The sequence below is a fragment of the Mycobacterium kyorinense genome (assembly GCF_001672775.1).
GTDB lineage: Bacteria > Actinomycetota > Actinomycetes > Mycobacteriales > Mycobacteriaceae > Mycobacterium > Mycobacterium kyorinense_A.
Genome location: NZ_LZKJ01000093.1, coordinates 76,561 through 88,990 on the forward strand (window position 1 = coordinate 76,561; position 12,430 = coordinate 88,990).

Here is a 12,430-nt window from a genome sequence, read left to right on the forward strand (position 1 = left end):
CGCTTCGACAGTGCTCTTCTGCGGGTTTGGGACGGGCAAGTTAGATCCGCCGTCGGCGCGCACCGGTTTCACTCGTATTGGTCTCTGGAGGGGTGGGCGGGGGAGATGTTCGAAACGCTGATCCTGCCGCTGTGGCGGCGATACATGCGATCTCTACAGACCGATAAGGAACACGTCGGCGTCGCGGGGCGTTGGGCGCGAGCGCTGTTGGTGATAGTGCCGTACTTCGCTGTGGCTCTGCCGCTGTGGGTCCGCACCGCTTTCCGGGGACCGCTGACCGTCGACAGCACCAGCGCGGATGGCGTCGAGTTTCGATGCCGGATCCCAGATCTAATCCCGATGTACATCTACCTGTTCGGCACGTGGGAACCTGATCTCTCGGCATTTCTGCGCCGCCGACTGCATCCGGGTGACACTTTCGTTGACGTCGGTGCCAATATCGGCTGCATGACCGCACTGGCCGGCAAACTGGTCGGACCGCGCGGCACCGTGGTGGCGATCGAACCGCTACCCGCAGTGATCTCCGAACTGGAGGAGATCGTGGCGAGAAACGACCTCACGAATGTCCGATTGGTTGCCGCCGCGGCGTCAGATCGCGATCACGAACTCCCGCTGTACGTGGGACCGAGCTACAACATCGGCCTGACCTCGACGGTGGCCCGCCGCGGCCTCCACGAACAGGGCCGCGCCCGGGCAGCGCCGCTCGGCTCGCTCTTAACCAGCCAGGAGCTCGCGACCGCACGCGTGATCAAGATCGATGTGGAGGGCGCCGAGGACCGCGTACTCGCCGGCATCCTGGCATCTGTCGATGCCCTCGCCGCCGATGTGGAATTGGTGGTTGAACTGTCACCAAGATGCTGGAGCGATCCGCAGCTGCGGCCGATTGACGTCTTGCGGCCTTTCCTTGAGCGCGGCTTTCATGTCTATCTGCTGCCAAACGATTACGCGCCGTGGCGCTATCTGTGGCCTCGGGATGTCGGCGCTCCGCAGCGGCTTCGCGACCTCGCGGCTTTGGAGCGACGCGTGCTGCGGCTCGACATCGTACTGTCACGTCGCGACGCTGATGCGCTGTGACAGTCGTCGGTCGCCTTAGCCGATGCGGTTGATGTCACACGGCTTCAGCGGGCGCCAGCTTTTCGCAAAGCAGTTCTGCTAAACCGCGAATCGTGCCGATGGTGGTGAGATCCGTTGGATTGAGCCGGATTCCGGTTTCAGCCTCGATGCGGGTACGCAACTCAAGGGCGCTGAGCGAGTCAAGTCCGTACTCGGCGAGCGAGCGGTCAGGGTCGACACTACGACGCAGGATCAGGCTGATTTGATCGGAGATCAGACGCCGCAGCCGGGTTGGCCATTCATCCGGAGGAAGTTCGTTGAGTTCGGCGCGCAGTTTGCTTGTGCCGGTGGAGCTTTGCCCTGCTGACCGGAATGCTTCCGCGAAGGGGGTGGACTGAGCGAACGCGCTCAGCCACGGCGCTCCGGTCAACGGCGTGTAGCCGGTGTAGGCGCGATCATAGCGGAGCAGCGCTTCCACCGCGTACGCGCCCTCGTCGGGCGCGATCGCGATGTCGGCGCCCTCCGCCAGCGCGGTGGCGCGCCCGATCTGCGCCCACGCACCCCAAGCGATCGCGGTGGCCGGCATGCCCTGAGCCCGCCGCCACCGGGTGAAGGCGTCTAGCCAGCTGTTGGCCGCGGCGTAAGCACCCTGACCGGGCGAGCCCACCAGCGCGGCGGCCGACGAGAACGAACAGAACCAGTCCAGCGGTTGGTCGGCGGTGGCGGTATGTAAGTTCCACACACCGTAAACCTTTGGCGCCCAGTCACGCTCGATGAGATCGTCAGTAATGTTGGGTAGTGTGGCGTCTTCGATCACCGCCGCCAGATGCAGCACGCCACGGACCGGAAGCCCGGTGGCCGTCGCGGCGCCCACCAATCGCTGCGCTGTGTCGGGTTCGGCGATATCGGCGCATTCGACCACGACGTCTGCGCCGATCGCACGGATGCATTCGATGGTCTCCAGCACTTCCAGCGTCGGCTGCGAGCGAGCGCACAACACGATACGTCCGCAGCCGGCTGCTGCCAGCTTCTCGGCCAAGAACAATCCAAGCCCGCCCAGGCCGCCGGTGATGAGGTAAGCGCCGTCGCGGCGGAAGACCTGGGCCTGTGCTGGCGGCACCACCACCCGGCCAGACCCGCTGCGCGGAATGTCGAGCACCAGTTTGCCGGTGTGCTGCGCACCGCTCATCAGCCGAATGGCGGTGGCGGCGTCGGCCAGCGGGTAGTGCGTGCTCTCGGGCATCGGCAAGACACCGTCGGCAGTGAGCTGGTACACCTTCGTCAACAGCTCGCGCATCCGGTCCGGATGGCTATAGGACAGCAGACCTAGGTCGAGCCCGTAGAACGCGAGGTTGCGCCGGAAGGGGAAAAGCCCCAATCGGCTGTCGCCATAGATGTCACGTTTGCCGATTTCGATGAATCGTCCACCGAGCGCCAGGATTTCAATGCCTGCTCGCTGTGCGGCGCCGATCGCGGAGTTGAGCACGATATCGACGCCGTACCCCCCGGTGTCGCGGCGGATTCCCTCGGCAAAATCTAGGCTCCGGGAATCGTAGACATGCTCAATACCCATATCGCGCAACATTTGCCGACGTTGCTCGCTACCGGCGGTAGCGAAGATCTCGGCTCCTGCGGCACGGGCGATGGCGATGGCCGCCTGCCCCACACCCCCGGTTGCCGAATGGATCAAGACCTTGTCGCCGCTTCTGATGCGCGCCAAATCATGTAGGCCGTACCAGGCGGTGGCGTGGGCAGTAGTCACTGCGGCCGCATGCGCATCGGACAGGCCGGCCGGCAGGGTGACGGCCAGATGCGAATCGCAGGTGAGGAACGTGCCCCAGCAGCCGTTGGCGCTCAGCCCCGCGACACGATCGCCCACCTTGTGTTCGGTCACCTCCGATCCGACCGCAGTCACCACGCCGGCGAAGTCAGTACCCAGCTGCGGTAGCCGCCCCTCGAGCGCGGGGTATCGGCCGAATGCCACGAGTACGTCAGCAAAGTTGATGCTGGAGGCGCTGATCGCGACTTCGATCTGGCCCGGCCCGGGGGCAACCCGTTCACAGGCAACGAGTTCCATCGACTCCAAGTCGCCCGGTGTGCGGATCTGAAGGCGGATGGCGTCGCGCTCATGGTTGGCGACGACGGTTCGCCGCTCCTCGGGGAGCAGCGGAGCGGGGGTCAACCGCGCGACGTACCACTGGTCGTTGCGCCAGGCGGTCTCGTCTTCTTCGGACCCGCTGAGCAGTTGCTGCGCCAACTGCTCGGCGCTGGTGTCGGTATCTACATCGATCTGGCTGGCGTGCAAGTGCGGGTGCTCGGTGCCGATTACCCGCATGAAGCCGCGCAGCCCAGCCTGTTCCAGATTGGGTACGTCGCGGGCAATCACCGGCTGAGCACCGCGGGTCACGACGTACAGGCGTGGCGGCTCGCCGGGCACCTCCGGCAATTCGCGGACAATGCGTGCAAGATGCTGCACATATTCGCGGCCTCGCAGTGCAGAGTTGCTGTCGTCGTCGCTGCTTCTCGGCCCGGTGAGGATCACGACACCGCTGAATCCTCCGGCACGCAAATGGCTTTGTAGCTCGTCCCGGTTCGGCGCGTGGTCGGCCTGTGACGACCAGCGCATGGTGGTGCACTGCGCGCCATGGCTTTTCATGACGCCACTCAAAGTGGTGGCCGAAACATCCGCATCGGAGGTGCTGATCAGCAACCAGGCACCGGCATCGTCGTGTTCGGCCTCCGGCGATTCGCGTTGCTGCCACTCGATCGTCAGCAGTCGTTCGGCCAGCAGTCGCTCTTTGTAGGCACTGTCCGAGACGCCCGTACCTAATTGCAGGCCATGCACGGCGAGCAGCACGGCTCCGTGTTCGTCGAGCACGTCGATGTCGGCCTCGATGCCGGACGTGTCGGCTTGGGTCACCCGGGTGTAGCAGTAGTGAGCGTTGCGGACGGCGCCGTAGGCACGTAGCTGCCGGACGCCCAACGGCAACGCCGGCAGGTCCCCGCCGATGGCCTGGACGTCCGGGTGAGCAGCGACGGACTGGAAACAGGCGTCCAGCAGCGCGGGGTGCACGCCGTAAGCGTCTTGCTGCGAGCGGATTTGGCGGGGCAGCGCGACCTCGGCCACCACGGTGCCGGTTCCCGCCTCGCCGGAGTGTACGACGGTAAGTCCGGTGAAGGCCGGACCGTATTGAAGGCCACGTTCGTCGAGTCGCTTGCGTACCTCGGCGCCGTCTTCGCGACGTGGGTGGGCGGCCAGCAACGCAGACGGGTCGTGTGCAGGCGCCTGCTCAGCGGTTGGAGTATGGAGCACTGCGGCGGCATGGCGCGTTTGTGCGCCGCCCTGGTTTGTTTCGACCGCGAAGTCGAGGGTGCCCGGTGATGACAATGACGCCGATGCGCCGACGGTGGTCTGCTCGTCCAGCATCAGCACCTGCTCGAAGCGGATATCACGAACCTCGACCCGATCGCCCAGCACCGCGTGGGCGGCCGCTAATGCCATCTCGCAATAGGCCGCCCCAGGAAGCACAGCCACATTGCGGATTCGATGATCGCCCAGCCACGGCTGCGCTGCGATGCCGATGTCGGCCTGCCACACATGGCGTTCCGGTTCCTCCTGCAGGTGCACATGCGGACCTAACAGTGGATGTACCGATACGCTGCAGCCACCGTGTACCGGAGATTCTTGAGCCTCGCGGCTCAACAGCAATCGACGGTGCGTCCATGTCGGCAGCGGAGCGTCCACGAGCCGCCCGCTCGGGTAGAGCACCGAGAAGTCGACCTCGGCGCCCGTACTGTGCAAATCGGCCAAGAAGCCGCGCAGCCCGTTGGGCATCGGTTGTTCGCGGCGCACGCTGGCAAGCGCCGCCAGCGGCACATCGAGACTCCGCGCCGTCTGTTCGAGAGCGCTGGTGAGCAGTGGGTGCGGTGTCAGCTCGGCGAACACCCGGTAGCCGTCTTCCAATGCGGCCCGCACCGCGGCGGAGAACCGCACCATCTTTCGCATATTGTCGGCCCAATAGCCGGCAGCACATACCGGTTGCTCGCGCGGGTCAAACAACGTCGCCGAGTAGAAGGGAACTTCCGGGGGCATCGGCGTGAGTCCGGCGAGTGCCTCGGTGAGTTCACCGACGATCGGATCGACCTGGGGTGAATGAAAGGCGACGTCGGTGGGCACCTCACGGGCCATCACGTCACGCTGTTCCCAGGCTGTGACCAGCTCCCGAACCGTTTGCGCTGCACCGGAAATCACTGTGGACTCCGGTGACGCCACCACCGCCAGGACAACGTCGTTGATCCGGCGGACCGTGAGCTCCGAAAGCACTTGCTGAGCAGGAAGCTGCACCGACGCTGTGGCACCGCTACCCGCAATGCGAGACATCAGCCGTGACCGGCGGCAGACAACGCGGAGGCCATCTTCCAATGAGAGCGCTCCCGCGACGACGGCCGCCGCCGCCTCGCCCAGGGAGTGCCCGATGACAGCGCCGGGGCGCACCCCGTATGCCGCCATGGTGGCGGCGAGTGCAACCTGGATGGTGAACAGTGTCGGCTGGATGCGGTCTTGACCGGTGACGACCTGTGGCGCCGACATCGCGTCGGTCACCGAGAACCCGCACTCCTCGGCGATCATCGGCTCGATCTGCGCGACGGTAGCGGCAAATACCGGTTCGCTCGCCAGCAGCTCAGCGCCCATCCGGGGCCATTGCGAGCCCTGCCCGGAGAACACCCATACCGGGCCCCGATCGTCCTGTCCGACCGCGGCCGGATACGGAGTATCACCGTCGGCGACCTCCCGCAAAACTTCGATGAGTTGTGGTCGGCTGCTTGCGATGACGGCGGTACGCACCGGGCGATGCGCGCGTCGACGCGCCAGGGTGTAGGCCAGGTCGGACAACACCACCTCGTCACCGGCTTCTGCCCAATCGGCCAGCCGGCCGGCTGTTCGGCGCAGCTCGCCAGCCGACGTGGACGACAGCGGAAACAACAGGGGTGCCGTCGACGTCGTCTCCGCTGCCGTCCCGTCGTGCTCTGCATGGGTGTCGGGGGCTGCAGGAGCTTGCTCCAAAATGGCGTGGGCGTTGGTTCCGGAGAACCCGTACGCCGACACGGCCGCCCGCCGGGGCGCGCGGCCGTTGGTGGGCCACGGTGTATTCTCCTGCGGAACAAAGAGACTGGTTTTGATCTCGGCGAGCTCATCGGGCAACCGGGTGAAGTGCAGATTCTGCGGGACGACGCCATGCTGCAGGGCCAGCGCAGCCTTCATCAGCCCCAATGTCCCGGATGTCGATTGGTTATGTCCGAAATTCGTCTTTGCGGCCGCCAGCGCACAGGGCCCGTCGACTCCGTAAACCTCAGCCAGGCTGGCGTATTCGATCGGGTCGCCGGTGGGGGTTCCCGTGCCGTGGGTCTCCACCATGCCGACGGTGCTCGCGTCGACGCCCGCTTCAGCCAGTGCGGCCCGGTAGGCGGCGACCTGCGCCGGCCGCGATGGTGTGGTGATGGTGACGGTGCGGCCGTCGTTGTTCAGTGCCGTACCGCGCACCACCGCCAAGACCCGGTCGCCGTCGCGCAGCGCATCCGGTAATCGCTTGAACAGCATCACCACGCAACCTTCGCCCGGCACGAAACCGTCCGCGGCGACGTCGAATGCATGACAGCGTCCCGTCGGAGAGAGCATGCCTCCGGCCGAACCCGAGGCGAACTTCCGCGGGTCCAGCGCCACCGCGACGCCGCCCGCCAGCGCAAGATCACATTCACCTTCGCGCAGACTGCGACATGCCATATGAACCGTGACCAGGCCCGACGAGCATGCGGCATCCACCGTGACCGCCGGACCGCGCAAGTCCATCGCGTAGGCGATCCGGCCCGAAGCCATGCTGAAATTGTTCCCGAGGAAGCCGTAGGGGCCCTCCAGCGAATGAGCGTCGGCCGCCAGGAGCTGGTAATCGCCGTGCGTCAAGCCCATGTACACGCCGGTGCGGGATCCGGCCAGTCTTGCCGGGCTGAGCCCGGCGTGCTCTGCTGCCTCCCAAGAGGTTTCGAGTAGCAACCGCTGCTGCGGGTCGATCGCGATCGCCTCCGACTCGTTGATGCCGAAGAACTCGGAGTCGAAGCCGGCAACATCATCGAGGAACGCGCCCCATCTGGACACCGATCGACCTGGCACCCCCGGTTCGGGGTCGTAGTAGTCGTCGGCTTCCCAGCGGTCGGGCGGAATGTCGGTGACGAGGTCATCGCCGCGCAGCAAAGCTTCCCATAGCTGGTCGGGCGATTCGATGCCACCCGGAAGCCGACATGCCATACCGATGACGGCGACGGGAGTAGCAGGTGCGGTGCCCATTGCCGGCGGTTCATCGGCCGACGGTGAACGCTGGTCACGATCATCGGTCGCGCCGAATGAAACCATTCCGCCCTCCCCAGCAAACGTGTGATGTCCCAGGCCACCGCTTGACTCAAGGCGCGGGACCCCCTCGCACTACCAAGGAAAGCGCCTTAGTTAGGACAAGATGCCGTGCCCATGTCAGGGCGTTCGTGCACGTCAGCGACCTGGGCGGCCGGTTAGAGGCTAGTGCGCGCTGAGAAAACCCATAGGCGAGTGGCCGAAACCGTTACCGAAACGTAACCTCGGCGAGCTAACGCGATAACCAGACGAGCCGGGCCCGCGTGGGCGGCCTGGTGGTTGCGGCCAGACTTCGCTATTCCGGGCGTGCTGGCTGAAGCGCACGGTAACCTCTTGTGGGTGGTGGGGGTTTCCGTACTGACTCTGCTATGCGAGCGCGCCAGCTTGCAGCCAACTGACAAGGCGTTCACATTTGTTGATTACGAACGGGACTGGGCGGGCGTCGCCCAGACGCTGACCTGGTCGCAACTGTATCGCCGAACGCAGAATGTCGCAGAAGCGCTTCGGCAGTCTGGCTCCATCGGCGACCGCGCTGTGATTATGGCGCCGCAAGGTCTTGACTACATCGTCGCCTTTTTCGGTGCTCTACAGGCCGGGCGGATCGCGGTTCCGCTTTCAGTTCCGTTAGGCGGGGTCAGCGACGAGCGGGTGAGCTCGGTGCTGCGCGACGCGTCGCCGTCAGTTGTTCTCACAACCTCTCCGGCCGTAGGAGCGGTAGCCGAGCACATCAAGTCGCAGGCGGAGACCTCCGCGCCAGTGGTTGTCGAGGTCGACTTGCTGGACCTTGACGCATCGGTCAGATCCGGTGGCAGCGGCGAGAACTACCCGGATACGGCGTACTTGCAGTACACGTCGGGGTCGACCCGTCAGCCGACCGGGGTCATGATGTCGCACAACAACGTGGTGGCCAATTTCGGGCAACTCATGTCCGCCTACTTTGCAGATTATGGCGGGTTGCCGCCAGCGGACGGCACTCTCGTGTCGTGGCTGCCCTTCTACCACGACATGGGCTTATTTATGGGAGTCTGCGCGCCGATTCTGGCGGGAGTTGACGCTGTGCTCACCAGCCCGGCGGCGTTTCTGCAGCGGCCGGCGCGGTGGATGCATTTGCTGGCAAGCGATTGTCCGTCATTCTCAGCGGGACCGAACTTCGCGTTCGAATTAGCGGTGCGAAAAACATCCGATGAAGACATGGCCGGGCGTGATCTGGGCAACGTGGTCGGCATCCTCAACGGAGCCGAACGCGTACACTCGGCGACGCTACGGCGCTTCGCCCAGCGGTTCGCGCCGTTCAACCTTCCGGACAAGGCGATACGACCGTCATATGGGCTCGCGGAAGCAACGGTGTATGTGGCGAGCCGCGCAAGTGCTGGACCACCGGCCATCGTGCGCTTCGAATCTGAGAAGCTAACCGCCGGCAAGGCGGAGCGCTGCGAAAGTCGAGGTGGCACAGCGTTGATCAGCTACGGCACGCCGCAGTCTCCGGTGGTCCGCATCGTCGATCCCGAGACGCATATCGAGTGCTCGGCTGGAACGGTCGGAGAGATCTGGGTGCACGGTGACAATGTCGCGGCCGGCTATTGGCAGAAGCCACAGGAGACCGAAGCGACGTTCGCTGGACGGCTTGCCGCTCCTTCGGCCGATACACCCGAAGGGCCTTGGCTGCGAACCGGGGACCTGGGCTTCTTCTCCGACGACGAGCTGTTCATCATCGGCCGGATCAAGGATCTGTTGATCATCTACGGGCGCAACCACTCACCTGATGACATCGAAGCGACGGTCCAGGAGATCAGTGGCGGTCGGTGCGCGGCGATAGCCGTCCCGGACAGGGGCACGGAGAAGCTTGTCGTCATCGTCGAAACCAAAAAGCGGGCCGAGTCTCACCAGGAAGTACTGGACAAGATTGACGAGATGAAACGCGAAGTCACCTCGGCGATCTCGAACTCGCACGGCCTCAGCGTGTCCGATCTGGTGGTGGTGTCGCCCGGTGCATTACCGATCACGACAAGCGGCAAGATCAGGCGCGCGACGTGTGTCGAACAGTACCGCAACGGACAGTTCACTCGCCTCGACGCCTAGTCCCGCGGTTACCCGCCCCGCGCTTCGATCATTGCCGACCGGTTAACCTTGGTTGCCGCGGTGCGGGGGATCTGGTCGACGAATTCGACCGTTTTTGGCACCTTGTAACCCGCCAGCCGGCTCTTGGCGTAGGTGATCACCTGCTGTTCGGTTAGTGGCGCCCCGAGTTGCACCACGGCGTGCACCCGGCGGCCCCATTGCGGGTCAGCGAGCCCGATCACCACGACGTCGGCGATCGCGTCGTGTTCGGCCAGCGCGGATTCGACTTCTGCCGGAAATACATTGGCGCCACCGGTGATGATCATGTCAGCTCGCCGGTCGGCGACGTAGAGGTAACCGTCGGCATCCAGGTGACCGATATCCCCGGCCGAGCGGAACCCGTCCGGCGTCGACGGCAGCGGCGGCGCACCGCCCAGGTAGCGATAGCCCGCACTCATCGGCGCGCGCAGATAGATGTCCCCCTGTTCCCCTGGCCCCAGTGGGTTGCCCTGCGGGTCCAGAATGCGAATCTCGGTGTCGCGGAAGCCGCGACCGACGCTGCCGGGATGGGTCAGCCACTCGTCGCCGCGCAACGCGGTCAGCCCGAGGTTTTCGGTCATCCCGTAGGCCATCACGACCTGTTCGGGGGACAGCAGCTCGAACCAGGTCTGCAGCAGCGCGGGCGGCATGACCGCGGCGCCCTGCAAGATCCACACCACACTGGACAAGTCGCGTCGGCGGATGTCGGGCAGTGCGGCGATACGGGCCAGCATCGTCGGTGTGGCGGTGAAATTGGTGATCCGATATTGTTCGATCGCGTGCACAACCGTTGGCGCGTCGAACTTTTCGAGAACCACCAACCGGTCTCCGCCCAACATGTTGTTCAGTGGGGCGAAGCCGTTGGTGTGATACATCGGCCCCGGCACAAGAATAGTTTGCGGCGTGTCCACCGCGGTCCAAGCGGCCAGAAACGGGGTCGACAACAGCGGTGTCCAGGTTGCCGGCGCCAGGTTGAGGATCACCTTCGGCAGTCCGGTCGATCCGCTACTGCAGATCCCGTTGACCGTCGGTGAGATCACGGTCGGCAGCGGCGCGTCGGACTGACGGCCCGCCGACGAGGCCAGCTGTGCGCGGTTGTGCTCGTCGAGCAGAACGGCGGGTTTGATCACATCCAGTACCCGGGATCGCTCCCAATCGGGCAGGTCCCACCGCATCGGAACCGGGACCGCGCCGATTTTCCAGCAACCCAAAGCTGCCAGAACCAGGTGTTCGGAATTGGGAATCCCCAGCGCGACAAGCGAACCAGCCCCGGCGCCGGCCGCCGCAAGTGCCCTTCCCCATTTGTTGGCGCAGGTATCCAGTTCGGCAAAGCTCAGTGAACGTGCGACACCGTCGGGCGCCAGCATGATCAAGGCCTGCTCGTCGCCGCGTTGGCCGGCGAGCTGCTGGAGCCGCAGCCCGAACGGGATACCGTCGTCGGCGCCGGTCATGCCGGCTCCACCACCGAGAACAGCGTCTCCAAATGACCGCTGCGCACATCCGGCATCAACCGAAGCGCGAGCATCTCGCTGCTCAGCGGCAGCCGAATCAGCGGCTGGGTGTGGCGGTCGAGCACGCTGACGTCGGACTCGTCGCAGAACCCCAATGCGCCGAGCAGTTGGTGCGCGGTGCGGAACACCTGCCGGGCAGTATCGGCAGCCTTGATCCGCAGAACCAGCGCATCTGCCGAACAGAATTGCGTGGCTGCCGAGCCGAGTCGCCAGACGGTGTATTTGGCGAGTTCGTCGAGCCCGCGCGTCGCGACCGACGCATCGGCGATCGTGAAACGGACAGCCTGAAAATCGGCCAGCGGCTTGCCGAATTGAGTCCGGGCGCGCACGTGTTCTGCCGCAGTCGCCAGTACTTGTTGCGTGGCGCCCAGGATTCGCCATGACCCCAGCACCAAATGCCGGATGACGTCCAGGGCGGGCAGGCTGCCGTCGGGCCCAATTACGGTGGCCGGCACCAGAAACGGCCCGAGCTTGGCGTCGGTTCGCGACGACGGCTGCAGACGGTACCGGCTGCCATCGAGGTCGGTGGCGACCCACTCGCCGGGCAGATCTCCGTGATCGATCCGCGGTGCCGCCGGATTGATGAGGGCCAGGCGCGCACCGTCGACGGCCAGTAACTCCTCGGCGAGCGGGTAGGGCAGCGCTGCCGCGCCGGCGGCCCGGCACAGCACCGCGGCCGCCAGCAGGTCGTCCGGCTCCGAACGCACGTCGAGGTCGAACGCACCGACATCGATCAATGCGCGACGGGCTTCTCCGCGGATGGTGTCGTCGGTTTCGGCCCGTAGCGCTGCCTGCGGGCCGCCGAGTCGGGCGAACCGTTTGGCGGCGACCGCGGCGAATTCTTGAATGTCGTCCGGCAGAGCGGTGTTCACCGGTGTTCCCCCAAGACTTCTCGTGCCACGAGCATGCGCTGTACCTCGATGGTTCCGGACGCCACGGTTGCGGCCTGAGCGTAGCGCCAATGGTCTTCGGCCGCCCCGTGCAGCCGGGCCGCAGTACCGCTGTCCAGGGCCGAAGGCCCCAGGATGTCGAACAGTAGCTCGGCGACCTGCTGATCGCACGTGGTGGTGGCAATGCGTGCGGCGCTGGCAGCCGCGCCCGCCGACGGATCGTCCTGCAGCGACACCGCCCGGTAGGCCAGCAGCCGGGCCACTCGCAAGTCGACCAGCGACCGCACCCAGCGGGTGCGGATGGACTCGGGCAATTGGTCCCACTCGTCGCCGAGCTCGGCCTGCATCCGGTCGAGTAGCGATTCGCAGCGCGCATACCGGGCGATCCCCACCCGCTCGAAGGCCAGCGCCTCACGCATCACTTGCCAGCCGGCTCCGACCTCGCCCAGGACCTCGTCGGGAAACACCCGGACGGCGCC

General features: G+C 65.4%; 6 protein-coding genes. 2 read left to right on the top strand and 4 right to left on the bottom strand.

Features of this window, described 5'->3' with window-relative positions; all coding sequences use genetic code 11:
• Positions 1 to 339: 339 nt before the first annotated feature.
• Complete coding sequence (locus tag A5707_RS10250; protein ID WP_065014395.1) at positions 340 to 1,074, top strand: FkbM family methyltransferase; 735 nt, start codon at positions 340 to 342, stop codon at positions 1,072 to 1,074.
• Positions 1,075 to 1,108: 34 nt separating this feature from the next.
• Here the strand turns inward: A5707_RS10250 and pks2 are convergent, their stop codons facing one another.
• Positions 1,109 to 7,393, bottom strand: a complete 6,285-nt coding sequence (pks2, locus tag A5707_RS10255; protein ID WP_232000688.1) for a sulfolipid-1 biosynthesis phthioceranic/hydroxyphthioceranic acid synthase — start codon at positions 7,391 to 7,393, stop codon at positions 1,109 to 1,111.
• A 399-nt stretch (positions 7,394 to 7,792) separates the two neighbouring features.
• Between pks2 and A5707_RS10260 the strand changes: the two genes are divergently transcribed.
• On the top strand, positions 7,793 to 9,532 hold the full coding sequence (locus A5707_RS10260) for an AMP-binding protein (protein ID WP_156657747.1): 1,740 nt from the start codon (positions 7,793 to 7,795) through the stop codon (positions 9,530 to 9,532).
• 8 nt (positions 9,533 to 9,540) lie between these two features.
• On the opposite strand, the gene A5707_RS10265 is transcribed toward A5707_RS10260, so the two are convergent.
• From A5707_RS10265 to A5707_RS10275, 3 genes are all read right to left on the bottom strand, one after another.
• Positions 9,541 to 11,001 (bottom strand): class I adenylate-forming enzyme family protein, encoded by a 1,461-nt coding sequence (locus A5707_RS10265; protein ID WP_065014389.1) that lies wholly within the window; start codon positions 10,999 to 11,001, stop codon positions 9,541 to 9,543.
• A complete protein-coding gene (locus A5707_RS10270; protein ID WP_065014390.1) occupies positions 10,998 to 11,933 on the bottom strand; it encodes an acyl-CoA dehydrogenase family protein in 936 nt (311 codons plus the stop codon). The genes A5707_RS10265 and A5707_RS10270 overlap by 4 nt, the downstream gene beginning before the upstream one ends.
• Positions 11,930 to 12,430, bottom strand: a 501-nt coding sequence (locus A5707_RS10275; protein ID WP_269455146.1) for an acyl-CoA dehydrogenase family protein, incomplete at its 5' end; no start/stop codon positions are given. The genes A5707_RS10275 and A5707_RS10270, both read right to left, overlap by 4 nt.

Coding starts and splice junctions, on each gene's coding strand:
- A5707_RS10250 (WP_065014395.1), top strand. CDS start 340: ATGTACATCTACCTGTTCGGCACGTGGGAACCTGATCTCTCGGCATTT.
- pks2 (WP_232000688.1), bottom strand. CDS start 7,393: ATGGGCACCGCACCTGCTACTCCCGTCGCCGTCATCGGTATGGCATGT.
- A5707_RS10265 (WP_065014389.1), bottom strand. CDS start 11,001: ATGACCGGCGCCGACGACGGTATCCCGTTCGGGCTGCGGCTCCAGCAG.